Genomic DNA, 24,694 nt, shown 5'->3' with positions numbered 1-24,694 from the left:
TTGATTACAGGGCGTTGGAGCCCAGGTGATCGTCCGGAATATTCAGTTCGATGCCCATGCGCTGGCCCTCCTGGAGGATGTGCCGACGCATCTCGGCGCTGGCCAGGGCGCTGTTCTTGTTACGGATCGCTCGCACTACCGCTTCATTCTCTTCCAGGCGCTCGGCCAGGTGCTCCGGCGAATTGCGCAGGATCTGCGCACTTTGCTTGAGGGCATTGCTGGTCTGTTGCACCACGTTCTGGAAGATCGGGTTGCTGGTCAGGGTGAACAGTTCCTCGTGGAAAGCGATGTAGGCATTGACCCCGGCTTCGCTGTCATTGGCCTCCAGGGCTTCGCGCATGTCCATCAGGGTCAGGCGCAGTTGGCCGACTTCCTTGCTGCTGATGGATTGCGCCACCAGCCCGACGATGAAGGGTTCCAGGGTGTAGCGCAGTTGCAGCACGTCCTCGAGGCTGGCGCCGGCCACACTGCTCTCGCCCCCCTGGGCTTCGCCCAGGGGGGCGTCCAGCACCACCACGCCCTTGCCGGGCATGGAGCGCACCAGGCCCAGGGTCTCCAGGACGATCACTGCTTCACGCAGGCTGGGGCGGCTGATGCCCAGTTGCTCGGCCAATTCACGTTGCCCGGGCAGCATGTCGCCGGAGCGCCACTGGCCTCGGGCAAGGGCGGCCCGGAGCTTTTCTACCACTGAATTCACAACCGTTGACGAGCTGATCACTGTTGACTCCATGAGCTATCGGTAGCGCGCTGTTGCCGCGCTGATTGTTGTGCCTGCCGTCGGCAGGCACAAGGTCGGATCAAAATTCCTGCTGGTGGGCACCGGCCACCGGTTTTCGTGCCTGGAAGGTATAGCCCTGTTGACCACTGAGCACTTTGTTGGCCCGTTGCACGTCGATGTCCTTTTCCCAGCGGGCGATGGCCACGGTGGCCACGCAGTTGCCGATCAGGTTGGTCAGGGCGCGGCCGATGCCCATGAACCAGTCCACTGCCAGCACCAGCACCAGGCCCACCACCGGAATCGCCGGGATCGCGGTCAGCGTCGCTGCCAGAATCACCAGGGCCGAACCGGGAATACCGTGGGCGCCCTTGGAGGTGATCAGCGACACCAGGAGGATGGTCAAAAGGTCCGACATGGACAACGGCGTGCCGGTGGCATTGGCGATAAAGACGATGGCCAGGGTCAGGTAGATGGAGAAACCGTCCAGGTTGAAGGAGTAGCCGGTGGGAATCACCAGACCCACGGTGGAGCTGCCGATGCCCAGATGCTCCAGCTTGCGCATGATCTGCGGCAGGACAGCGTCGGAGGAGGCGGTGCCGAGGACGATCAGCAACTCTTCCCGCAGGTATTTGAGGAAGGGCAGCATGCGCAGGCCCGACAGCCGCATGACCAGGCCGAGGATCACCGCGACGAAGGCGAAGCAGGTCAGGTAAAACAGGCCCACCAGGCTGCCCAGGTGCTGTAGCGAATCCAGGCCGTATTTGCTGGTGGTGAAGGCGATGGCACCGAACACGCCGATGGGCGCCAGGCGCACGATCATGCCCATGATGCGGAAGATCACGTGGCTCAGTTCATTGATCAGCCGGGAGATGCCGGAGGCGGCTTCGCCCACCAGGTTCAGGGCACTGCCGAACAGTACTGAGAACAGCAGCACCTGGAGGATATTGTTCTCGGCAAAGGCACCGATCACCGAGGTGGGGATCAGGTCCATGAGGAACTGGGTGGTGGTGTGCATGTGCTGGCTGCGCTGGGCGATATCGCCCATGTCGGCGGTGGACAGCTGCTCCAGGTGGATATTGGCGCCGCTGCCGATGCCGGTGCTGAAGGCCATGACCAGGCCGATCACCAGGGCGATGGTGGTGAGTATTTCGAAGTAGATCACTGATTTGAGGCCGATGCGGCCGACCTTCTTCAGGTCGCCGGCGCCGGATATGCCGCTAACCACCACGCAGAACACGATCAGGCCGATGAGCATCTTGATCAGCTTGATGAAGCCGTCGCCCAGTGGTTTGAGTTGTGAGGAGTATTCGGGGAGGGTGAGTCCGCAGACGATGCCGAGCATCAGTCCGAGCACAACCTGGAGGAAAATCGAACGCGAGCACCATCTGAGCATGGGGAGGAATCCTGGTCGGTGTCCTGTCTGCCGTGCGCCGGGAGCGCAGCGGATGGAGGACTTAATTATTGTGGTCTTACCGGTATGTCCAGTGCAGGCGCAGTCTACGCTCGGCTTTCAGAGGTTTACAAGAGGGGTGGCGCAAATTGGCATGACCGGTCTGACCAGTGGTTTTGCTCTATGGATCATGCGTTGCGAACGCTGCTGGTCGCCGCTTGTGGCACGGCCTGCAAGAGGCGCTTGGGTAGGCTCGCTGGTATTTCACCGGCATAAAAAAGCCCGGCACTGAGGCCGGGCTTCCTGTACTGCAGTCTGCGGGCTGATTAAGCGCCGTATACCGGCAGCTTCTTGCAGATGGCCTTGACCTTCTCACGTACGGCGTCGATCACCGCTTCGTTGGAAAGGTCCGCCAGGATGTCGCAGATCCAGCCGGCCAGTTCCTTGCACTCGGCTTCCTTGAAGCCGCGGGTGGTCACAGCCGGAGTACCGAAGCGCAGGCCGGAGGTGACGAACGGAGAGCGTGGATCGTTTGGCACGGAGTTCTTGTTCACGGTGATGAACGCTTTGCCCAGAGCGGCGTCGGCGTCTTTACCGGAGATGTCCTGCTTGATCAGCGACAGCAGGAACAGGTGGTTCTTGGTACCGCCGGAAACCACGTCGAAACCGCGTGCGATGAACACTTCGGCCATGGCCTGGGCGTTCTTCACCACTTGTTCCTGGTAGGCCTTGAACTCAGGCTGCAGCGCTTCCTTGAAGCAGATCGCTTTAGCGGCGATCACGTGCTCCAGCGGGCCACCTTGGGCGCCCGGGAATACCGCGGAGTTCAGCTTCTTCTCGATGTCGGCGTTGGCGCGAGCCAGGATCAGGCCGCCACGTGGACCGCGCAGGGTCTTGTGGGTCGTGGTGGTGACCACGTCGGCGAATGGCACTGGGTTCGGGTAGACGCCAGCGGCGACCAGACCGGCCACGTGGGCCATGTCGACGAACAGGTAGGCACCGACCTTGTCGGCGATTTCGCGGAAGCGCGGGAAGTCGAGGATCTGCGAGTAGGCGGAGAAACCGGCCACGATCATTTTTGGCTTGTGCTCAACGGCCAGGCGCTCGACTTCGTCGTAGTCGATCAGGCCGTTGGCGTCGATGCCGTACTGAACAGCGTTGTACAGCTTGCCGGAGGAGGATACCGCGGCACCGTGGGTCAGGTGACCACCGTGGGCCAGGCTCATGCCCAGGATAGTGTCGCCGCCTTGCAGCAGGGCCAGGTAGACCGCAGCGTTGGCTTGGGAGCCGGCGTGTGGCTGGACGTTGGCGTAGTCGGCGCCGAACAGCTCCTTGGCTCTGTCAATTGCAAGCTGTTCAACCACGTCGACGTACTCGCAGCCGCCGTAGTAGCGCTTGCCTGGGTAACCTTCGGCGTATTTGTTGGTCAATACCGAGCCTTGAGCTTCCATCACCGCTGGGCTGGTGTAGTTTTCCGAAGCGATCAGCTCAATGTGCTCTTCCTGGCGCTGAGCTTCTTGCTCCATGGCGGCAAAGAGATCGGCGTCGTACTTGGCAATAGTCAAATCACGGCTGAACATGGCGGTCCTCAAGGATCGGGGGCAGAAAAGGGAGGCATTCTAACCCAATGGGTTTTAGATGGCATATGAAAGGACATCATGTCGCAGACAAGTGGCCTTCACGTCGTAAGTGATCTCTCGTAGGAGCTGGCTTGCCAGCGAAGAGGCCCCTGAATCGCCTTCGCCGGCAAGCCGGCTCCTACGCATAGGAGAGATTTAGTCGAACATGAACAGGGCGTCGTTGCTGAATTGCGCTTCGAAGCGGTTGGCCGGCATCGGTCGGCCGAACAGGTAGCCCTGGACTTCATCGCAGCCGTGCTCACGCAGGAAGTCCAGCTGCTCATGAGTTTCCACGCCCTCGGCGATCACCGCCAGGTTCAGGCTGTGGGCCATGGCGATAATGGCTCGGGCGATCTGCGCGTCCTGCTCGCCGGACGGCAGGCCGTCGACGAAGGTGCGGTCGATCTTCAGCACGTCGATGGGGAACTGCTTGAGGTAGTTCAGCGATGAATAGCCTGTGCCGAAGTCGTCCACCGCGATGCTCAGGCCAAGGTTTTTCAGGCCGTCGAGGATCTGCATCGCCTCGCTGACTTCGCGCATCAGGATACTTTCGGTGAGCTCCAGTTCCAGGCACGCCGGTGGCAGCCCCGTGTCCTTGAGGATGGTGGCGATGCGCATGCCCAACTGGCCGTCGGAGAACTGCCGTGCGGAAATGTTCACCGAGACCTTCGGTACCCGCACCTTGGCCTGGTGCCAGGACTTGAGCTGGCGGCAGGCTTCGCTGATCACCCAGTCGCCGACATCCACCACCAGGCCCAGTTCTTCCAGGACCGGAATGAAGTCGCCCGGCGGCACCAGCCCGCGGCGCGGATGACGCCAGCGCAGCAGCGCCTCGGCACCGGTCAGGCGTTTGCCGTCGCCGCTGAACTGTGGCTGGTAATAAAGCACGAACTCTTCCTGTTCCAGGGCGTGGCGCAGGTCGCTTTCCAGCTCCAGGCGCTCCAGGGCACTGGCGTTCATGTCGGCCTGGTAGAACTGGAAGTTGTTCTTGCCGCGCTCCTTGGCGTGGTACATCGCGGTGTCGGCGTTCTTCATCAACTGGCTCAGTTCGTTGCCGTCCTGAGGGCTCAGGGCGATGCCGATACTGGCGGTGACAAAGAATTCCCGGCCTTCCAGGACGAAGGGCTTGACCAGGCTGGCGAGGATCTTCTCGGCCACATTGATGGCCCGGTTCAGGGCAATCTCGCGGCTGGAGCGGGGTTGCAAGAGCAGGGTGAATTCGTCACCACCCATGCGCGCCACGGTGTCGTCATCGTCGACGCAACCCAGCAGGCGGGTGGCCATTTCCTTGAGCATGCGATCGCCCGCGGCGTGGCCCAGGGAGTCGTTGATCGGCTTGAAGCGGTCCAGATCGAGGAACATCAGCACCACCCAGGACTTCTGCCGCTCTGCCGATTGCAGCGCAGTGTGCAGACGGTCCTGGAACAGGGTGCGGTTGGGCAAGTGGGTCAGGGCGTCGTAGTAGGCCAGGCGGTGAATCCGCTGTTCGCTGGCCTTGCGCTCGCTGATGTCGCTGAAGAAGCACACGTAGCTGGCCAGGTCGCCTTCATCGTCGAGCACCGCAGTGATGCCGACCCAGGCCGGGTAGTGCTCGCCATTGCGGCGCTTGAGCCAGACTTCGCCTTCCCAGGTGCTGTGCTGGTTCAACTGCTTGAGCACATAACGCAGGTGGGCTTCTTGCTGGTCGTCGACGGTGAGCATGTTCGGCAACTGATCGAGCACCTGGGACACCGCGTAGCCGCTGACCCGGCTGAAGGCTTCGTTGGCCTGGACGATGTAGCCGGCGGGGTCGGTGATCAGGATCGCCGAGGTCGAGTGTTCGAATACCGTGGCCGCCATGCGCAGGTCTTTTTCCGCGCGGCGCTGCTGGCTGATATCGCGGCCGACCCCGAGTACGCCCTCAAAGGCGCCATGCTCGTCCCACACCAATACCAGGCGCAGTTCGATGGGAATCTTGCGCCCATCGGCCCGCAGGCAGTCGAACAGAAACAGCTGGGTCTGCACCTGGCTGCGCAATTGCGCCAGTTGCTCGGGTTTGTCCAGAGCTTTGCTGACCCGGTCCATCAGGGTGTAGATGCCGGCCAGTTGCTGTGGATTGGCGATGGTGGACTGCCAGCCATTCTGGAAAATCCACTCCACGTCGTAGCCGAGCACCGCATGCACCGAGGGGCTGACGTAGTTCAGCGACAGCTTGTTGTCAGTGGAGAAGATCACGTCGCTGATGCTTTCGGCGAGCATGCGGTAGCGCTGTTCGCTGTCGCGCAGGGATTCGCTGGCCTCAATCTGGTCGGTGATGTCCTTGGCCACGCCAATGATTCGCGTCACCTGGTCGTAGCGATCCCGGGCCAGGGCCTGCTCGCGGATCTCGAAGCGCCGCCACTGGCCGCTGCGGTGGCGGAAGCGCAGTTGGCATTGCAGGAGTTGGGCATAGGCCGAATGACGCTGTTCCTGGCGCAGGCGGTGATAGAGGTCGGCGTCTTCCGGGTGCAGGAGGATTTCCCAGAAATATTCGCCCATCTGGTGCAGCTCGGTCTTGTTGTAGCCGAGGGTCTGGCCCAGGTGGTGGTTGCTGAAGATCATCCGTTGGCTGATCACGTCCTGCACATACAGGTGATCGGGCACGGTGCGCACTACGTCCGACCAGAAACCTTCGCGCTCCAGCAGCGACAGCTCGATCAGCTTGCGACTGGTGATGTCGCTGATGCTGAGGATCACTGCGCTGTAGTCTTCTGTCGCTTCCGGCAGGCGCAGCACCAGCCATAGATGCTGGTCATTGCCCTGGGCGTCGCTGAGCTTGATCTCCAGTTCCAGCTGTTTCTGCTGGTTGACCACGGCTTCCAGTAACTGGCCGCCGATGGCGTTGCCGTTCTTCGGGCAACCTTCGATCAGCAGTTGCCAGGCCTGGTCGCTGGATTCGACGTTGAGCAGGCGCAGCGCCACCTGATTGACTTCGGTGATGCGCAATTCTTCCAGCAACTGGCGACGGTGGTCCGGGTGGCTGGTCTGCCAGCGCTTGAGCTGGTCGCTGTTGTGTAAATGGTATTTGCCGAGCAGGTCCGGGAGCCCGGAGATATCCATAACGCAGAGGGCCACCCCTGTGCCCTCGAAAATATCCTGATAGCGTCGCCGGCCCTCGTGGAGCTGGCGTTGGCGCCGACGCATGTTGAGCAGGGCAATCACCGGCAGCAGGGAGAACGCCAGGCCCAGCAGGCACTTGCCGATAAAGGCCGGCAGCAGCTCCTCGATCACCGCACGCTGGTCGAACAGCCCGCGCAGTTGCCAGTCGCTATTGTTCAATGGCACCAGCAGCACACTGCTGGCCATCTCGTCGGGGTCCAGCATGCCCGGGGTCGGCGTGCTGCGTTCGTCGCGCTTGATCACCTGGCGGCTCAGGCGGTTCTCGATCACCCAGGTCGGTTTGAAACCTTCCTCGCTTTGCCGCACCAGGGTCTGCAGGAAGCTGGGGGCCATGCGCAGTATCCAGAAACTGCGGGTCGAGCCGCTGGCCTGGTGTAGCAAGACATGCACCACTGAACCGTCGGCAGGATTGCTGTAGTAATAGCGCTGGGAACGGCTGCGCTGGACCAGTTCGGTGAGCCAGAGAGTGTCCTGGCTGTCGCTGGCGCTGTCGCTGAGGATCTGCCCCTGGCTGTCCAGCAGGGCGAAACTGCGTACGTCCGGCAGGGAGCGCTGGAGCTTTTGCAGCAATTGCTGTTGCTGCTGGCGGTCTTGGGGGGCTTCGACGATCGGTAGCAGATTGAGGGCGATCTGGGCATTGAGCGCCAGGTTCAGGCTCAGGTGGTCGGCCAGGTCGGCGCTGTAGTCGATGGCGTGCTGGCGCTGGTCCTTGCGGGTTTGCTGCAGTTGATCGAGCAGCTGCCAGAACAACAGGGCCAGGAGTAATAGCACCAGGGTAGCCAGTGCGCCTTTGAGTGTGCCCCGCAAAGGATAGGCCGACGCGGAGGCTTTAGCGCGCGCGGGCTGTGGCGAAATGACGTTGGACAAGCTGTGATCCTGCGGTTTGGCTGGGCTGGCGCGACGTGCACTATAAGCCGGACGCCCGAAGGGCGGCTAGCATGCCTTGAGTTGTGGCAAAGTGCCAGTCCCGCCTGGCTGGACCTGGATCGTGCATTGAGGTAGTTTTGCCGGTTACGCGGGAGCGTTCCAGCTCCAGACAATCAGGCTTTTTCCGCCCGCCGGTATTGATCATGGTCAATGCCGGTGCAGCGCATGGCCTGGCCCGGGCCCGGCCCGTTCTATTCATCTGTCACTGACGCTAGGTTCACCATGGCTCAATACGTCTTCACCATGCATCGGCTGGGCAAAGTTGTTCCACCGAAGCGGGAAATCCTGAAAAACATCTCTCTGTCTTTTTTCCCCGGCGCCAAGATTGGCGTATTGGGCCTCAACGGTTCGGGTAAGTCCACGCTGCTGAAAATCATGGCCGGCGTCGATACCGAGTTCGAAGGCGAAGCCCGTCCGATGCCGGACCTGAACATCGGCTACCTGCCTCAGGAACCCCAGCTCGATCCAGCCAAGACCGTGCGTGAAGTGGTCGAGGAAGCGGTCAGCGTGATCAAGGATGCCCAGGCTCGCCTGGACGAGGTCTACGCGGCCTACGCCGAGCCGGATGCCGATTTCGACAAGCTGGCCGCCGAGCAAGCCAAGCTCGAAGCCATCCTGCAAGCCAGCGACGGCCATAACCTGGAGCGCCAGCTGGAAGTGGCCGCCGACGCCCTGCGCCTGCCGGCCTGGGACGCCAAGGTCGAGCACCTGTCCGGTGGTGAAAAGCGTCGTGTGGCCCTGTGCCGCCTGCTGCTGTCCGCTCCGGACATGCTGCTGCTCGACGAGCCAACCAACCACTTGGACGCCGACTCCGTGGCCTGGCTGGAGCATTTCCTCCACGACTTCCCGGGCACCGTGGTCGCGATCACGCACGACCGTTACTTCCTGGACAACGTCGCCGGCTGGATTCTCGAACTCGACCGCGGCGCCGGTATTCCTTACGAGGGCAACTATTCGGGTTGGCTGGAAGCCAAGTCCGATCGTCTGGCCCAGGAATCCAAGCAGCAGTCGGCCCATGAAAAGGCCATGAAGGAAGAGCTGGAGTGGGTGCGCAAAGGCGCCAAGGCCCGCCAGTCGAAATCCAAGGCTCGTCTGCAACGCTTCGAGGAAATGCAGTCCCAGGAATTCCAGAAGCGCAGCGAAACCAACGAGATTTACATCCCGGCCGGTCCGCGCCTGGGTGACAAGGTCATCGAGTTCAAGAACGTCACCAAGGGCTATGGCGATCGCGTGCTGATCGACAACCTGTCGTTCTCCATGCCTAAAGGCGCCATCGTCGGCGTGATCGGCGGTAACGGTGCTGGTAAATCCACCCTGTTCCGCATGCTCATGGGCAAGGAAACCCCGGATTCGGGCAGCATCGAAATCGGTGAAACCGTGCAGCTTGCCTGCGTGGATCAGAGCCGTGAGGACCTGGACGGCAGCAAGACCGTGTTCCAGCAGATTTCCGACGGTTCCGACCAGATCCGCATCGGCAACTACGAGATTCCGTCGCGCACTTACGTCGGTCGTTTCAACTTCAAGGGCGGCGATCAGCAGAAGTTCGTCAAGGATCTGTCCGGTGGCGAGCGCGGCCGTCTGCATCTGGCCCTGACCCTGAAAGAGGGCGGCAACGTCCTGCTGCTCGACGAACCGTCCAACGACCTCGACGTTGAAACCCTGCGTTCCCTGGAAGAAGCCCTGCTGGACTTCCCGGGCGCCGCCATTGTGATCTCTCACGATCGGTGGTTCCTGGACCGGGTGGCCACTCACATCCTGGCGTATGAAGACGACTCACAAGCAGTGTTCTTCGAAGGCAACTACACCGAGTACGAAGCCGATCGCAAGAAACGCCTGGGCGAAGCGGCTGCGCAACCGCACCGTGTGCGGCACAAGAAGCTGGCCTGACCGGGTCGCTGCTTGAAAACGAAACGGAGCCCTCGGGCTCCGTTTTTTTTGTTCGTCGGCGAGCCGGTTCCTGCAAAAACAGCACCGTTCCTGTAGAAGCCGGCTTGCCGGCGAAGAGTTTTCTGCTGCTCCCCAAAAACGTGCAAACCCTGAATTTTTTTCCACCAAACCGGTGCACAAAACCCCTGCAAATCGTCGCCATTTATATTTATTGCACCATTTAAATTCAGATCTGCGACATTTTGCGCTGTCGCGGTGCGATTTGAATTGATAAAGTCCGGGGCAAATCTCCCCTTAACGACAATAAATTTGCCGAGACTTCCCATGATCGAATCCGTCGAAGATTTCCTCGCCCGCCTGAAAAAGCGCGATCCGGACCAACCTGAGTTTCATCAGGCGGTGGAAGAGGTTCTGCGCAGCCTCTGGCCATTTCTCGAGGCCAATCCGCACTACCTGAGCTCCGGTATTCTCGAGCGAATCTGCGAACCGGAGCGCACAGTGGTGTTTCGCGTGTCCTGGGTCGACGATCAGGGCAAGGTCCGGGTCAATCGCGGCTTCCGCATCCAGATGAACAGCGCCATCGGTCCCTACAAGGGCGGCTTGCGGTTCCATCCATCGGTCAACATGGGCGTGCTGAAATTCCTCGCCTTCGAGCAGACCTTCAAGAATTCCCTGACGTCCCTGCCCATGGGCGGCGGCAAGGGTGGCTCGGACTTCAACCCCAAAGGCAAGAGCGACGCCGAGGTGATGCGCTTCTGCCAGGCCTTCATGACCGAGCTGTATCGGCATATCGGTGCCGACGTGGACGTGCCGGCGGGAGACATTGGTGTGGGGGCCCGGGAAATCGGTTTCCTCTTCGGTCAGTACAAGCGCCTGAGCAACCAGTTCACTTCGGTGCTGACCGGCAAGGGCATCAGCTATGGCGGCAGCCTGATCCGCCCGGAGGCCACAGGTTTCGGTTGCGTGTACTTCGCCGAGGAGATGCTCAAACGTCGTGGCGACCGGGTCGAGGGCAAGCGCGTGGCGATCTCCGGCTCCGGCAATGTGGCGCAATATGCGGCGCGCAAGGTCATGGATCTGGGGGGCAAGGTGATTTCCCTGTCCGATTCCGAGGGCACCTTGTACTGCGAGTCAGGCTTGAGCGAAGAACAATGGCTGGCGGTGCTGGAGCTGAAGAACGTCACCCGGGGGCGGATCAGCGAGCTGGCAAGCCGCTTCGGCCTGGAGTTCCGTGCCGGTAAGACGCCGTGGGACCTGGCCTGCGACATCGCCCTGCCGTGCGCCACACAGAACGAACTGGATGCCGATGCCGCCCGCAGCTTGCTGCGCAACGGCTGCATCTGTGTTGCCGAAGGCGCCAACATGCCCACCACCCTGGAAGCTGTGGATATCTTTATCGACGCCGGCATCCTGTTTGCTCCGGGCAAGGCATCCAATGCCGGCGGAGTGGCGGTGAGCGGGCTGGAGATGTCGCAGAACGCCATGCGCCTGCTATGGACTGCCGGTGAGGTGGACAGCAAGCTGCACGCCATCATGCAGTCGATCCACCATGCCTGCGTGCATTACGGCGAAGAGAACGGTCGGATCAACTACGTCAAAGGGGCGAACATCGCCGGCTTCGTCAAGGTTGCCGATGCCATGCTGGCCCAGGGCGTGGTCTGAGTCGTCTCAGGCCAGTTCGATCCGGATGATTTCGATCAACTGATCCCCTGCCGGCCGTTGCCACAGGACTTCGTCACCGGGTTGCGCCCCCAACAGGGCACGGCCCAGGGGCGAGGCCCAATTGATCAGCCCCCTGGCTGCATCGGCTTGATCCTCACCGACCAGCTGCACGCTCTGCTGTTGATCCTGTTCATCAGCGAAGGTCACCCGACTGCCGATCTGCACCTTGTCGCAGGTGCTCGCATTGACCACCTGGGCGCTGTGCAGGCGCGACGAAAAATAGCGCAGGTCCCGTTCCAGCTCCGCCACCTGCTGCTGATCTGCGGCGTCACCCAAGTCGGTTTGTGTCGAATGCTGGCTGTGCAGTTCTGCCACCTTGGCCTGCAATTCGGCAAGACCCAGGGGGGTGACGTAGTTGGGCAGGGTGCTGATCTGACGTTCCACGGGTTGCTCGACCTGGGCAGCGGCCAGATCTTCATTGACGAAAGCGCGGCTCATGGTTGTTCTCCTTCAAGGGAGGGATGGACCATGGTTGCAGGCTTTTGACCCGGGCGGTTAGCTGAAAACGACTTATTGCGAGCGATAGGCTCGAGCCGCGTCACGGTCCTTCTCCTGCTGCCAGGCGCGCTCCCGTTCGTCCCAGTGACGTTCCCGGTACTCATTGCGGTCCTGGTTCTCCAGCATGCCCTGGCACTGGCGGAAACCATCGTTCCAGCCCTCGGCATACTGCGGGTCCTTGAGGTAGCGCGGAACGTCCTTGCGATACTCCCCGCTCATCGATCCTGCCGCTTGACGGCCGCTGACGCAGCCAGCGTCGAACCCGTCGACAAAGGCCGGCGGATAGCCTTGCTTGAGCAAATACTCGTGGTTTGACTCACAACCACCGATGAGTGCCAGTGCCAGCACTGCCCAACCATAACGCCACATCGAGTAACTCCCAGGCTTCACCTGAGTGAAGTCTAGAAGGACGAGTGTCAGCGACGCGTGAAAACCTTGTCGCTAGCAGCTTGAAGCTCCCAGCAGCCCTTAATAGTGATACCACTTGAGTTCGAGCATGACTTCGTTGACCGGGGTAGCCAGCTGGCTGAACTCGCGCTGTGCGCTCAGGCGCAGGCCCAGGTTGCGGGACAGTTCCCATTGCTGGTTGAGGCTCAGGCTGCGGCGGACTTCGCCGTTGGTGAAGTAGTCGCCCTTGGCTTCGAGGCTGAAGTTGCCCAGGGGGTTCTTCCACAGCAGCCCTGAGTTGAAGCCCGCCGCCGGAGCGATGAACCCGGCGAAATCGGCGTTGTGTTCTACCCGAACGGTGCCCAGGACAAACCCCAGGGTGTCCTCGCCCAACTGCCAGGTACCGCCAGCGCCGCCATTGACGTGGCTGACCAGGGTTTCATCGTCATGCTTGCCAGGCACCCGCTCCAGGCCGCCAGTGACTTGCCAGGACCAGGGTTGCAGCAGTTCGTTGCGTGGAGTCAGGGAGCGGATGGTCGCCAGGTCCAGTTGCTGCAACTGCCAGTGGTTGCCTTCGTACTGGCGCAGCTTCATCTGCAGGATTTCGATCTGCGCCCCCAGTGGGAAGCCCTCGGCGTTGTCGTTGAGGTCGTGGTACGCCATGCGCAGGCCGTATTCGGCAAAGGCCTTGTCGTCCCGGGTCCCTAGCCCCAGTTGCCAGGTACGGGACTGGTGACCGTCTTCCGGCAGGCCGGGGCGTTCGATCTGCAGTTCCGGCGCGGGGTTCTGGTTGATCGCCCGCAACAGTTCGAAGCTGCGCTGGGAGCGCTCGGTATCGCGCTCCAGCCCGTTGGCCCGGTAACGCTCAAGACGGTAGGCAGCGTCGACGATCAAGGCCTGGCGAGCCCGAGGCAGGGCCTTGAACTCGGCGCCCTGCAGTTGTTTCTGATCGGCGCTGACCTTGAGTACCCATTGCTGTTCGTCGTGGCTCAGGGGCTGGGCGCGGCTGAGCAGCTCCCGCTCCCGGGAAGGGCGATAGTCGATGCGCTCCACCAGCCCGGCGTCCTTGACCGCCTTCACCGTATCGGTGGGAATGGCGGTCAAGGGGAATTGTCCGGTCAGGCGCAGGCTGGGCCTGGCGACCTGTAGCAACTCCAGCAGGCGGTAGGAGCAGTTCTCGTCGAAGAAGAAGTAGTCGAACTTGATCTGCTTGAGTTCCCAGACGTGCTCCACCATGCGCTCGGTTTCAACTTGCGTCAGGTTCAGGCGGTACTCCCACAGGTCGCGGTTTTCCAGGCTGCGGTACTCCGACAGCTTCTCTTGGTAGGGCACCAGGGCGAACAGTCCGGGGTAGCCGCCCATCAGGCCTTTCCAGGCGTAGAGGATGCTGTTGTCCGAACCTTCGATATAGGCACCGAAGTTGATCGCGTAGCTGAGCAGGGCCGTGTTGTTGCTTTGCACGTCGGCCTGGTCGATGCGTAGCAGGGTATGGCCGAACATCGAGGATGGGCTGTTGAGGTAGGCCGCGGGGAAAATCATCACGGTGCTGTGGGGCGAGACATCCTTGAACCATTGTTTGAATTCGGTGCATTGAACCTGGGGCAAGTCGTTCAGCCCCAGTTGCGTCTTGAGCCAGCGGGTGCGGGACGGATAGACGCACTGCGCATGCCGGTCACCGGCATCGGGGGCAGCGTACAGGGCGTTCAGAGTCGCGCTCAGCTCTGCATCGGGATGGTGGGCGCCATCGGCTGCGAGAAAGAACTTCGGATCACTGACATAACTGCGCCAGCCGCCCAGTTTGGAGGTTTCATAGTGTCCGATGGAAATCCAGAACGGGTCATTGGCCAGTTGCTGCAAACGTTGGGGATCGATGTGGGGCGCGGCATACAGCGGGGCGCAGACAAAGAGCGCCAGATAGGCAAGGCGTTTGAGCATGGTGGGCAACTTAAGTCGGAAATACAAAGACCCAAGATGGGCAAGGTCCAGAAGACAAAACCCGCTCCCCGGGGGGGAGCGGGCGGGTCGAGCTTAAGCCGGAGTGGCGTATTTCGCCAGGCGCGCATCGTTCTTCAACACGGCCAGGGTATTGGTGTGCACATCTTCCGCGGTCACGTCAGCCTTGCTGAAGATCTGTTGGAAGTGTTCGTGGGTGACCGCAGCAAAGTGCGCACGGTCTTCAGGAGCGACACCGAGTACCACGGCGTAGGTGGTCAAGGCTTCGCCTTGCCCCTTGGCCATGTCTTCGGAGAGCTCGTTCATCATGCCGTTCATGGCGAACCAGGATTTACCACCGTAAGTCAGTGACGCATTGGTGGAGCAGCCGTTGGTGCCGGAAGTCATGCCGAAGGTCGCGTTGCCGGAGGTGCCGTTGGTGGTGGACGCCAGGAAGTGCGCTGGAGTGCCACGCTGACCTTCGAACAGCATGTTGCCCCAACCGCAATCCGGACCGCCGGGTGCTTGTGCCATGGCGTTGAGGGATACAGCGGTGAAAAGAGTACCGAGAAGAATCCGTTTCATAGCGTTGTTCTCTTTGTGTGCATACCAATGGACGGGGGAGACTGGCCCTTAGGGGCGCCAGTGGGCCGGTTATCTATCCAGCCGCGCAGTTTGGAGTTTAGGCATGTTCCATGGGTTCCGTAGAATTTTACAAAACAATGCCTGAAACAGCTGGTTTTACATGGGACGGGTAGCTGCATCCGCCTTGTCTATGCTTTCCCCTGAGGCGCGCCTTGCCAGCCGGGCATACCCGGCGCCAGAATGCCGCCATCTGCCCCGCCTGATGTAAGGAAGCCCGATGCCTGATCCTGTTGCTGCCAGCCTGCGTCTTGCGCCTGAAGCGCTGACCCGCCCTTTTTCTGCTGAACAGTTCAGCTTCTCGACCACCAATGATTTGGAGCCCTTTCGCGGTGTGCTTGGCCAGGAACGTGCGGTCGAAGCCTTGCAGTTCGGCGTCGCCATGCCACGCCCCGGTTACAACGTGTTTGTCATGGGTGAACCGGGCACGGGACGCTTCTCTTTCGTAAAGCGCTATCTGAAGGCTGAAGGCAAGCGCCTGCAGACCCCGTCTGACTGGGTCTATGTCAACAATTTCGACGAGCCCCGGGAGCCTCGGGCGCTGGAACTGCCGGCCGGTGCCGCGGGCAGTTTCATCAGCGACATCAACGGTTTGATCGATAACCTGCTGGCGACGTTCCCGGCAGTCTTCGAGCATCCGTCCTATCAGCAGAAGAAGAGCGCCATCGACCGCGCCTTCAACCAGCGTTATGACCGCGCGCTGGACGTGATCGAGCGCCTGGCCCTGGAAAAGGATGTGGCGCTGTACCGCGACAGCAGCAATATCGCCTTTACCCCGATGCTCGATGGCAAGGCCCTGGACGAAGCCGAGTTCGCCCAACTGCCGGAGGCTGATCGCGAGCGTTTTCACGAGGATATTTCCGCTCTGGAAGAGCGCCTTAATGAAGAGCTGGCGAGCTTGCCGCAGTGGAAGCGCGAGTCGAGCAACCAACTGCGTCAGCTCAATGAAGAAACCATCACCCTGGCTCTGCAGCCGTTGCTGGCGCCACTGTCCGAGAAGTACGCCGAGAACGCTGCGGTCTGCGGTTACTTGCAAGCCATGCAGGTCTATCTGCTGAAGACTGTGGTCGAGCAACTGGTTGACGACAGCAAGACCGATGCGGTGGCACGCAAGTTGTTGGAAGAGCAGTACTGCCCAAGCCTGGTGGTGGGCCACCCGGCCAGTGGCGGCGCTCCGGTGGTGTTCGAGCCTCATCCGACCTACGACAACCTGTTCGGCCGGATCGAGTACAGCACCGACCAGGGCGCGCTCTACACCACGTACCGGCAGTTGCGTCCCGGTGCACTGCATCGAGCCAATGGCGGCTTCCTGATCCTGGAAGCCGAGAAGATGCTCAGCGAACCCTTTGTCTGGGACGCCCTCAAGCGCGCCTTGCAGTCGCGTAAGCTGAAGATGGAGTCGCCCCTGGGCGAGATGGGTCGTCTGGCCACCGTGACCCTGACGCCGCAGATGATTCCGCTGCAGGTCAAGGTCATCATCATTGGTGCTCGCCAGCTGTATTACACGCTGCAGGACCTGGATCCGGACTTCCAGGAAATGTTTCGGGTGCTGGTGGACTTCGACGAAGACATCCCGATGGTGGATGAAAGCCTGGAGCAATTTGCCCAGTTGCTGAAAACCCGCACCTCGGAGGAGGGCATGGCCCCGCTGACCGCTGATGCGGTAGCGCGCCTGGCCACTTACAGTGCGCGTCTTGCAGAGCACCAGGGGCGTCTGTCGGCGCGGATCGGCGACCTGTTTCAATTGGTCAGCGAGGCCGACTTCATCCGCCACCTGGCTTCCGACGAGATGACTGACGCCGGGCATATCGAAAGGGCGCTGAAGGCCAAGGCCACTCGTACCGGTCGGGTATCGGCGCGGATTCTCGATGACATGCTGGCCGGCATCATTCTCATCGACACCGATGGTGCCGCCGTGGGCAAGTGCAACGGCCTGACTGTACTGGAAGTGGGGGATTCGGCGTTCGGCGTGCCGGCGCGGATTTCCGCCACGGTCTACCCCGGTGGCAGTGGCATCGTCGACATCGAGCGTGAGGTCAATCTTGGCCAGCCCATCCACTCCAAGGGGGTGATGATCCTGACCGGTTACCTGGGCAGTCGCTATGCCCAGGAGTTCCCCCTGGCGATTTCCGCGAGCATTGCCCTTGAGCAGTCCTATGGTTATGTGGACGGCGACAGTGCTTCCCTGGGGGAGGCCTGCACGTTGATTTCGGCGCTGTCGAAAACTCCGCTCAAACAGTGTTTCGCCATCACCGGCTCGATCAACCAGTTCGGTGAGGTGCAGGCCGTGGGCGGGGTCAACGAGAAGATCGAAGGCTTCTTCCGCCTGTGCGAAGCCCGTGGCTTGACGGGAGAGCAGGGCGCGATCATTCCCCAGGCCAACGTCGCCACTCTGATGCTTGACGAGAAGGTGCTGCAGGCAGTACGTGCCGGAAAGTTCCACGTGTACGCGGTGCGTCAGGCTGATGAGGCCCTGAGCCTGCTGGTGGGCGAGCCGGCTGGTGAACCGGATGCCGAAGGGCAGTTCCCCGAAGGCAGCGTCAACGCGCGGGTGGTGGAGCGCCTGCGGGTCATTGCCGAGATGATCAGCGAAGAAGACCTGAAAGAAGCGGAAAAGGAACTGGCGCAAGAGGCTCTGACAGAGACCAAGCCGGCGTGACGGTGGCTGCTGGCGAGGGCACTGATCCTCGCCAGTGGCGTCAGGGGGCTGACGCCAATTTCTCAAAATAGACCATTCGGCGCCTGTTGGATCGGTCAACTTTGTTTATCAGGCTTTTCTTCTATTCTCAGGGCAAGGAGAACGACAGTCGTCGCTGGATCGAAACAGCCCTCTACTGAAGGCTGAACAGTGGTTCTACCGAGGGTCGCCGCCATGTCGCGCAACCTTTGCCTCACCCGCCAATGCCTTGGCCTGGTCACCCGTATCGAATGCAGCGTCCGCCCACTGGCGGGGGACAACGGTATGTGGACCCTTCTCTTCGCCGCCGGAATGGCGGGTGAACAACCCTCAGCGATCAAATCCCAGGGCCCGTTCTGTGGGCCTGTGGTGGCGGAGTCGATCCTTGATTCGATTGTTGAAAGCCTGACCACCCACGGCTATCAGCTGGCCGATGATCCACAGATCTGGTGCCTGCATCTGCAGGCCCAGTTACGTCAGATCAATGGTGAGCGGGGACGCAATGCCGGTGATTTCCAGTTCCATCCCGAACACTGATCCCTAGGGGGCCGGAGGCGCCGACTCGGCTTTTTCGAGTTTGACCTCGAAGCCGTATTCCACAGTGTCGAGCTCGCTGCGGGTGTAGCTTTCCAATTGGCTGGGCTGGCCGTAGAAGTAGTGCACATCGAACAAGGCCGGACCGTCGGCCGAGGCGCTATGGCTACTTGCAAGAATCTCCTTCAAGTATTGGCCGCTGGCGTCCTTGGCATAGAAGCGCCAGGCGTCAGCGGGAAAGAGTTTCTGATCGACGATCAAGGCGTTGCCCTTGAGTTCGAGGCCTTTGGGCAGCTGTTGAGCGTTGATGCTGCTCTTCTCGATGGTGGCCAGGAACAGAGGAATGGAGCCCACGGCGTAGGCGGGGGTTTCCGGAAAAAGGTTGAGGTCGTAGGTGATGACGCTCCGCAATGGATCGATGTCGAAGGCTTCGTCCGGCAGTTCGATCGGTTCGCCCCTCTGGCCCTTCTCGTTCTGGGTGAAGAAGGTCAGCGGGGTATTGCTGGTGCTGAACTCCGAGCCCAGCAACTCGTCATTGAAGGTTCGTGGATGGCTGAACTCGATACGCGCCGCGCTGGCATCTTCCACCGACTGGCTGATGGTCACGGATTTTTTCAGTGACTCTTCGTCCAGCTGTGCGCCCTTGAGGTAGTGGGTGGCTTGATCGTCATAGACCACCACCGGCATTGGCAGCGGTTGAATATTCCTGTCGGTGGTATTGCGGTCGAAACGATGTACCGGCAGGTCAAGGTCCTTGCGCGTCACGCTGGCCTGGGAGAAATCCAGTACTGCGACCTCCAGCCGATCCACCAGGCCATTGAAATACACCTTGGCGTAATGATTGGTGTGTTGTTGGTCGAAGACCTGTTGCTCGTCCTCCAGTTGTTTTTCGAATGCCTCGCTCCACCCCTTCTGCTTTTGCATCTCGGCCAACTGCTGTCTGTAGAAGGCAATCTGCTGGGCACTTTCATTGATCGAGCCGGCGCGGGAAAGAATCTGTCCACTGCTGTCGCGGGCCTGGGTCAGCAAGGGATTGAGGGAAGCATCGTTGGCTTCTTCGGGAAGGGGGGCGCTATTGCTCAGCTCGATCTCGGCGACGTTCCTGTCCAGTGTCAACAGGGTCAGGCGGATATTGCCGTCCTGGCGCGGTTTGCCGATGTCGGCCCTGGTCAGTTCAAAATCGAGTACCCGACCTGGGGCTATCACCTCCAGCTTGCCTTGCAGGGAAACCGGCTGCGGTTGGTTCTTGTTGTCCACCTCCAGGCCCTCGATGAAGGGGTAGGTGATGGTCAAGTCATCCGGATTGGTCAGGTTGGAGCTGGAAGGGCTTAGCTGGATACCCGGATCGGTCTCTGACCATTCGGGTTGGAAGGGGATGACTTTTTTGTTGCTGAGGGTCACCGACTGCCATTCCAGGCCGTGGGGAAACGGGAACTGTGCGGGCATGTTGAAGCTGAAGGGGAAGACTGGCTGCAGATCGGTCAAATAGTCGGAGCTGGAGGATTTGCGCAGTACGAACAGACCGTTGACGTAGGTGTCCACCAGAGCTTGGGCGGTGGGGTAGTGCTTGAGCAGGGCCAGGCTGTCGTCGCCGTATTCGGTTTCCAGTGGCTTGCTGTCGAGCTTGAGCTGTGCCCGTTCCAGCAGCAGAAGGGAGCCGCCAAGATCGGCGATGGCGTCCTTGAGCTTAGGGTCCTGGATGGCATCCAGCGACTGTTCAAACTGTGCGGTTTTCTCTTCGAGGCTCGCCTGTTTCTTTTCGTCGCTGGGGGAACAGCCGCTGATCAGCAGCGCCAGACCAAGGCCGACACTGGCCAAAGGCAATCGCACATCCATTTCCAGTCTTCCTGTCCAATGTCGGTGAGCGTTAGCAATGGCTTCGACACTAGCAGAAAAAACCACCGGAAAAACCCGTGGGTCAGGTGATTGTCTGTGGTTTATGGGGTTTTCGGGCGCTGATATACTCGCCGCCGTTTTTACACCGGGTGCGAGATTCAATGGAACGTTTTATCGAAAATGCAATGTATGCCTCACGCTGGCTGCTGGCGCCGATCTACTTCGGTTTGTCCCTGGGCCTGCTGGCACTGGCATTGAAGTTCTTCCAGGAAGTCTTCCACGTCATTCCCAATGTGTTTTCCATGGCTGAGTCCGACCTGATCCTGGTGCTGTTGTCGTTGATCGACATGGCGCTGGTGGGTGGCCTGCTGGTGATGGTGATGATCTCCGGTTATGAGAACTTCGTGTCGCAACTGGACATCGACGAAGACAAGGAGAAGCTCAGCTGGCTGGGCAAGATGGATTCGTCGTCGTTGAAGATGAAGGTGGCCGCGTCCATCGTGGCGATTTCGTCGATCCACCTGTTGCGAGTGTTCATGGACGCCAAGAACACCCCCACCGAATACCTGTTGTGGTACGTGGTGATTCACATGACGTTCGTGATTTCGGCGTTTGCCATGGGTTACCTGGACAAGCTGACCAAGCACTGACAGGTCCCGCTGTTTGATTGAATGCCGCCCGGCCGTTGCGAAACGGACGGGCGGCGTTGTTTGTGGCTTGTGCTTTTCCTGGCTGGGGCATATGCCTGTAGCTGTCAGGGCTGTAAAAGCACGAGGTGCGCTCATGAACCTGCAGGAAATGAATGCCTACGCTATTGCCGGAAAGGTCGACGAATTGAACCTGATCTCTCTGGAGGGCGGGATCTATCTGCTTGAGGCGCGCATGCATGGGGCGGCTTATCCTCTGAGTGATGCCCAGGGCCAGATGTTTCATCTGCGCTCTGTGGAGCATGCCCGTGAAGTCCTGCAGTCCTTTCCCAGGTTGCCGTTCAACCTGATTCACACCTCAGTGCATGACGAGATGTGTGGTTTGTCCGCGGGTGTCGAGGAAAGCCTGAAAGTGCCCATCACCTTGCACTCGGGGGGGGAAGGCCCTGTACGGCGATGATCCGTGCCGGGCTTCTGTGCTAGTCTGCTCGCCCTTTTGATTCCGGGCGCTCCGGGAGGCGCTGTGTTCCTGCGGCCTTTCCCGAGCCGTCCGCACAGCGGAGCAGTGTCATGTCCGAAGTAAATCTGTCCACCGACGAAACCCGCGTCAGCTACGGCATTGGCCGTCAGTTGGGCGACCAACTGCGCGACAACCCTCCACCGGGCGTGAGCCTGGACGCGATCCTCGCGGGTCTGACTGATGCTTTCGTCGGTGAGCCAAGCCGTGTGGGTCAGGAAGAGATGTCCGCGAGCTTCAAGGTCATCCGCGAAATCATGCAGGCTGAAGCCGCTGCCAAAGCCGAAGCTGCTGCAGGTGCCGGTCTGGCCTTCCTGGCAGAAAACGCCAAGCGTGAAGGCATCACCACTCTGGCTTCCGGCCTGCAATTCGAAGTGCTGACCCAGGGCGATGGCGCCAAGCCATCTCGTGAAGATAGCGTGCGTACTCACTACCACGGCACCCTGATCGACGGCACTGTATTCGACAGCTCCTACGAGCGCGGCCAACCTGCTGAATTCCCGGTAGGCGGCGTGATCGCTGGCTGGACCGAAGCGCTGCAACTGATGAACGCCGGTAGCAAGTGGCGTCTGTACGTGCCGAGCGAACTGGCTTACGGCGCACAAGGCGTGGGCAGCATCCCGCCGCACAGCGTTCTGGTGTTCGACGTCGAGCTGCTGGACGTTCTGTAACCTGTGTAGGAGCCAGCCAGCTGGCGATGACGGTAGCGCATTGCACTTTGTTCATCGCCAGTTAGCTTGCCCCTTCATCGGCTTGGGTTTCATAGACGGATCTTTGCGCTCAGGCTGTGGCCATCGGTTCCGGTCGGCCGCAAGGCTCTGGCGTAGCAGAACAAAAACAGGTTGCGCACCAATTCCTTGAGTACCAGCGGTTCGCTGGAGCTCAAGCCGTTCAGGTCCAGATCTCCCTGGTCCTGCAGCTCGCTCAGGGCTTCCTCTTCCAGTACCGCACAGACTTCCCCGGTTTCCCGATGCAGGATTCGCAGGTAAGGGTGTGGGCGGTCCAGCCAGGCATCAATCAAATAAGTCATGGTCGTTATCTCCTTGAATGGGGTTCAATGAGAATAATTCTTATTCAATGAATAGCAAGTGCCTATTGGCGGTTTCTGTCTTTTTCTGTGTAGAAATTGTTTTCGATCAAATCGACTGGCTTTGTGCTAGCAAGTGCTTGGATCAAGTGGGGCGGGGGGATTGGGGGGGACCCTCTCGCGGCGGGCGCGAGAGGGGGTAGGCATCACACTTTGCGGACGAACTCGGATTTGAGCTTCATCGGGCCGATGCCATCGATCTTGCAGTCGATGTCGTGGTCGCCATCGCACAGGCGGATGTTCTTGACCTTGGTGCCGACCTTGACCACCAGGGACGTGCCCTTGACCTTGAGGTCCTTGATGACTGTGATGGTGTCGCCGTCTTGCAGCACATTGCCCACTGAATCTTTTTTCACGGCTTCATCGGATGCGGCCTCGGCTTCGCCACTGGCGGACCACTCGTGGGCGCACTCAGGGCAGATCAGCTGGGTGCCGTCCTCGTAGGTGTATTCGGAATTGCATTTTGGGCAGGGTGGCAAAGTGCTCACTTAAGCTCCTCAAAGTCAGGATGGCTAAAAAGCGCACATTGTATAGGGTTTTGTTGGGGAGGGGGGCGTAGGGAGTTTCGTCGGTGGCCCGGCTCCTACGGGTCAGTAGGAGCCGAGGCTGTCAGTGGGTGCGGGCGACCGCAAATTCACTGAGCTCCACCAGGGCATCGCGATATTCGCTGGGAGGCAGGGCTTCCAGGCAAGTGATGGCACGAGCGACATAGTCGCGGGCCAGCTGTGCGGTGTAGTCCAGGGAGCCCGAGGCTTCAACGGCTGCACGGATGCTTTCCAGGTCTTCGATACCGCCTTTCTGAATGGCCTGGCGAACCAGAGCTGCTTGCTCTGGGGTGCCTTCGCGCATGGTGTAGATCAGCGGCAGGGTGGGTTTGCCTTCCGCCAGATCGTCACCCACGTTCTTGCCCAGGGTTTCGGCGTCGCCACGGTAGTCCAGCAGGTCGTCCACCAGTTGGAAGGCTACGCCCAGGTGATCGCCGAAGGTGCGCAGGGCTTCAGCCTGTTCCGCTGTGGCACCGGCCAGGGCGGCAGCGCTGTGGGTTGAGGCTTCGAAGAGCATCGCGGTCTTGCCGCGGATGACTTCCATATAGGTTTCTTCGGTGGTGCTGGCGTCGCGTACCTTGGACAGTTGCAGGACTTCGCCTTCGGCGATGATCCGCGTGGCCTGGGACAGGATGCGCATGACTGGCATCGAGCCGAGTTCGACCATCATTTCGAACGAGCGAGAGTACAGGAAGTCTCCCACCAGCACGCTGGGCGCATTGCCCCACATGGCGTTGGCGGTCGAGCGGCCACGGCGCATGCCGGACATGTCGACTACATCGTCATGCAGCAGGGTGGCGGTGTGCAGGAACTCGATGGTGGCAGCCAGCAGGCGCAAATCGTCGCCTTCGCGCCCCAGTGCCTTGCCACACAGCAGCACTAATAAAGGACGCAGGCGCTTGCCTCCGGCCGAAGTGATGTAGTCGCCGATTTTTGAAACCAGCGGCACTCGGGAAGTCAGCTGTTTCTTGATGATGCCGTCGACGGCGCTAAAATCGTCCGCCACCGCGCGGTAGAAAGCTTGGGGTTGCATCAGCGACAGGTGCTCCAGAAGGGTTGCGCGGCATGCTAGGACCCGCGTCCGCAGGTGTCAAGGCGCGGTCCTGGCGGGACTCCGCGCCGCCTGAACGGCACTTGCATCGCTATTGTGCCTTGCGTACAATCGCGCACCCTGAACTTCCTGGGCAGCACCTGCCTTACGCAATTGCACTTGGGCCGTTCCAGCCCCATGCAGCCATGCCAGCCAATACCTCTTCTTATAAAGAGCTGGGTGAGCAGGATTATCGGAGAAATACCATGTACGCAGTAATCGTTACCGGCGGTAAGCAATACAAGGTCGCTGAAGGTGAATACCTGAAGATCGAAAAACTGGAAATCGCCACTGGCGAATCCGTGACTTTTGACCGCGTTCTGTTGGTTGCCAATGGCGACGACGTGAACATCGGTGCACCTGTTGTTGCTGGCGCAACCGTCAAGGCTGAAGTGATCTCCCAAGGTCGTCACGATAAAGTCCGCATCATCAAGTTCCGTCGCCGTAAGCACCACATGAAGCGTATGGGCCACCGCCAGTGGTTCACCGAGATCAAAATCACCGGTATTCAGGCTTAATTTCAGCCTAATTCCTCACTAGGAGAATTGAACTCATGGCACACAAAAAAGCTGGTGGTAGTACTCGTAACGGTCGCGACTCAGAAGCCAAACGCCTTGGCGTGAAGATGTATGGCGGCCAGGTCATCAAGGCCGGCAACATCATCGTGCGTCAGCGCGGCACCCAATTCCACGCTGGCTACGGCGTTGGCATGGGTAAAGATCACACCCTGTTCGCGAAAATCGAAGGCGTGATCAAGTTTGAAGTAAAAGGCGCCTTCGGTCGTCGTTACGTGAGCGTCGTCGCAGCTTAATTGCGCGATCGCTGGAAAAGCCCTGTCTCGCGACGGGGCTTTTTCGTTTGTGGGATGAGTCTCTTGCAAAACTGTTTGTACGAGCTGCCA

21 protein-coding genes are annotated in these 24,694 nt (G+C 60.3%); 9 read left to right on the top strand and 12 right to left on the bottom strand.

Features of this window, described 5'->3' with window-relative positions:
- Nucleotides 1-4: 4 nt before the first annotated feature.
- The 4 genes from P7C00_RS27940 to P7C00_RS27925 form a co-directional block, all read right to left on the bottom strand.
- Nucleotides 5-718, bottom strand: a complete 714-nt coding sequence (locus tag P7C00_RS27940; protein WP_123724457.1) for a FadR/GntR family transcriptional regulator — start codon at nt 716-718, stop codon at nt 5-7.
- 79 nt (nt 719-797) lie between these two features.
- The gene (locus P7C00_RS27935; RefSeq protein WP_404937703.1) at nt 798-2,111 is read right to left on the bottom strand and encodes a C4-dicarboxylate transporter DctA; all 1,314 of its coding nucleotides are present in this window, start codon (nt 2,109-2,111) and stop codon (nt 798-800) included.
- 323 nt (nt 2,112-2,434) lie between these two features.
- Nucleotides 2,435-3,688, bottom strand: a complete 1,254-nt coding sequence (gene glyA, locus P7C00_RS27930) for a serine hydroxymethyltransferase (RefSeq protein ID WP_123724460.1) — start codon at nt 3,686-3,688, stop codon at nt 2,435-2,437.
- 195 nt (nt 3,689-3,883) lie between these two features.
- Nucleotides 3,884-7,732: an EAL domain-containing protein gene (locus P7C00_RS27925; protein WP_404937702.1), complete on the bottom strand. Its 3,849-nt coding sequence runs from the start codon at nt 7,730-7,732 to the stop codon at nt 3,884-3,886.
- A gap of 282 nt (nt 7,733-8,014) precedes the next feature.
- Here P7C00_RS27925 and ettA point away from each other — a divergent pair, with 282 nt between their 5' ends.
- Both ettA and gdhA read left to right on the top strand, forming a co-directional pair.
- Nucleotides 8,015-9,679 (top strand): energy-dependent translational throttle protein EttA, encoded by a 1,665-nt coding sequence (ettA, locus tag P7C00_RS27920; RefSeq protein ID WP_011063569.1) that lies wholly within the window; start codon nt 8,015-8,017, stop codon nt 9,677-9,679.
- 324 nt (nt 9,680-10,003) lie between these two features.
- Complete coding sequence (gene gdhA, locus P7C00_RS27915) at nt 10,004-11,341, top strand: NADP-specific glutamate dehydrogenase (RefSeq protein ID WP_346635980.1); 1,338 nt, start codon at nt 10,004-10,006, stop codon at nt 11,339-11,341.
- A 6-nt stretch (nt 11,342-11,347) separates the two neighbouring features.
- On the opposite strand, the gene P7C00_RS27910 is transcribed toward gdhA, so the two are convergent.
- The 4 genes from P7C00_RS27910 to P7C00_RS27895 form a co-directional block, all read right to left on the bottom strand.
- Complete coding sequence (locus tag P7C00_RS27910) at nt 11,348-11,839, bottom strand: GreA/GreB family elongation factor (protein ID WP_346635981.1); 492 nt, start codon at nt 11,837-11,839, stop codon at nt 11,348-11,350.
- A 72-nt stretch (nt 11,840-11,911) separates the two neighbouring features.
- Complete coding sequence (locus tag P7C00_RS27905; RefSeq protein WP_346635982.1) at nt 11,912-12,268, bottom strand: hypothetical protein; 357 nt, start codon at nt 12,266-12,268, stop codon at nt 11,912-11,914.
- 99 nt (nt 12,269-12,367) lie between these two features.
- Nucleotides 12,368-14,221 (bottom strand): DUF4105 domain-containing protein, encoded by a 1,854-nt coding sequence (locus P7C00_RS27900; RefSeq protein ID WP_346635983.1) that lies wholly within the window; start codon nt 14,219-14,221, stop codon nt 12,368-12,370.
- Between the two features lie 93 nt (nt 14,222-14,314).
- Nucleotides 14,315-14,803 carry a DUF3015 domain-containing protein gene (locus P7C00_RS27895; RefSeq protein ID WP_011063564.1) on the bottom strand — a complete coding sequence of 163 codons (489 nt, stop codon included), beginning with the start codon at nt 14,801-14,803 and terminating at the stop codon, nt 14,315-14,317.
- 277 nt (nt 14,804-15,080) lie between these two features.
- Between P7C00_RS27895 and P7C00_RS27890 the strand changes: the two genes are divergently transcribed.
- Both P7C00_RS27890 and P7C00_RS27885 read left to right on the top strand, forming a co-directional pair.
- Nucleotides 15,081-17,519: an AAA family ATPase gene (locus P7C00_RS27890; RefSeq protein WP_346635984.1), complete on the top strand. Its 2,439-nt coding sequence runs from the start codon at nt 15,081-15,083 to the stop codon at nt 17,517-17,519.
- 213 nt (nt 17,520-17,732) lie between these two features.
- On the top strand, nt 17,733-18,074 hold the full coding sequence (locus tag P7C00_RS27885; protein WP_123724465.1) for a hypothetical protein: 342 nt from the start codon (nt 17,733-17,735) through the stop codon (nt 18,072-18,074).
- Between the two features lie 3 nt (nt 18,075-18,077).
- On the opposite strand, the gene P7C00_RS27880 is transcribed toward P7C00_RS27885, so the two are convergent.
- Nucleotides 18,078-19,907 carry a hypothetical protein gene (locus P7C00_RS27880; RefSeq protein ID WP_346635985.1) on the bottom strand — a complete coding sequence of 610 codons (1,830 nt, stop codon included), beginning with the start codon at nt 19,905-19,907 and terminating at the stop codon, nt 18,078-18,080.
- Nucleotides 19,908-20,068: 161 nt separating this feature from the next.
- On the opposite strand from P7C00_RS27880, the gene P7C00_RS27875 reads away from it, so the two are divergent.
- From P7C00_RS27875 to P7C00_RS27865, 3 genes are all read left to right on the top strand, one after another.
- Nucleotides 20,069-20,557: a TIGR00645 family protein gene (locus tag P7C00_RS27875; RefSeq protein WP_015637095.1), complete on the top strand. Its 489-nt coding sequence runs from the start codon at nt 20,069-20,071 to the stop codon at nt 20,555-20,557.
- A 133-nt stretch (nt 20,558-20,690) separates the two neighbouring features.
- The gene (locus P7C00_RS27870; RefSeq protein WP_346635986.1) at nt 20,691-21,014 is read left to right on the top strand and encodes a DUF6482 family protein; all 324 of its coding nucleotides are present in this window, start codon (nt 20,691-20,693) and stop codon (nt 21,012-21,014) included.
- A gap of 110 nt (nt 21,015-21,124) precedes the next feature.
- Nucleotides 21,125-21,742, top strand: a complete 618-nt coding sequence (locus P7C00_RS27865; RefSeq protein ID WP_404937701.1) for an FKBP-type peptidyl-prolyl cis-trans isomerase — start codon at nt 21,125-21,127, stop codon at nt 21,740-21,742.
- Nucleotides 21,743-21,831: 89 nt separating this feature from the next.
- On the opposite strand, the gene P7C00_RS27860 is transcribed toward P7C00_RS27865, so the two are convergent.
- The 3 genes from P7C00_RS27860 to P7C00_RS27850 all read right to left on the bottom strand — a co-directional run bounded on the left by P7C00_RS27860 (nt 21,832) and on the right by P7C00_RS27850 (nt 23,736).
- The gene (locus P7C00_RS27860) at nt 21,832-22,101 is read right to left on the bottom strand and encodes a hypothetical protein (protein WP_123724468.1); all 270 of its coding nucleotides are present in this window, start codon (nt 22,099-22,101) and stop codon (nt 21,832-21,834) included.
- A 203-nt stretch (nt 22,102-22,304) separates the two neighbouring features.
- Nucleotides 22,305-22,646: a zinc ribbon domain-containing protein YjdM gene (locus tag P7C00_RS27855; protein WP_016967028.1), complete on the bottom strand. Its 342-nt coding sequence runs from the start codon at nt 22,644-22,646 to the stop codon at nt 22,305-22,307.
- A gap of 121 nt (nt 22,647-22,767) precedes the next feature.
- On the bottom strand, nt 22,768-23,736 hold the full coding sequence (locus tag P7C00_RS27850; protein WP_123724469.1) for a polyprenyl synthetase family protein: 969 nt from the start codon (nt 23,734-23,736) through the stop codon (nt 22,768-22,770).
- A gap of 263 nt (nt 23,737-23,999) precedes the next feature.
- On the opposite strand from P7C00_RS27850, the gene rplU reads away from it, so the two are divergent.
- Both rplU and rpmA read left to right on the top strand, forming a co-directional pair.
- Nucleotides 24,000-24,311: a 50S ribosomal protein L21 gene (gene rplU, locus P7C00_RS27845; RefSeq protein WP_007924746.1), complete on the top strand. Its 312-nt coding sequence runs from the start codon at nt 24,000-24,002 to the stop codon at nt 24,309-24,311.
- A 35-nt stretch (nt 24,312-24,346) separates the two neighbouring features.
- Nucleotides 24,347-24,604 (top strand): 50S ribosomal protein L27, encoded by a 258-nt coding sequence (gene rpmA / locus P7C00_RS27840; protein WP_003228360.1) that lies wholly within the window; start codon nt 24,347-24,349, stop codon nt 24,602-24,604.
- Nucleotides 24,605-24,694 lie beyond the last annotated feature (90 nt).

Origin of the sequence: Pseudomonas sp. JDS08PS003, from assembly GCF_045013505.1 — a bacterium.
Lineage (GTDB): Bacteria > Pseudomonadota > Gammaproteobacteria > Pseudomonadales > Pseudomonadaceae > Aquipseudomonas > Aquipseudomonas protegens_B.
This window is presented reverse-complemented; position numbering and strand designations above follow the sequence as displayed.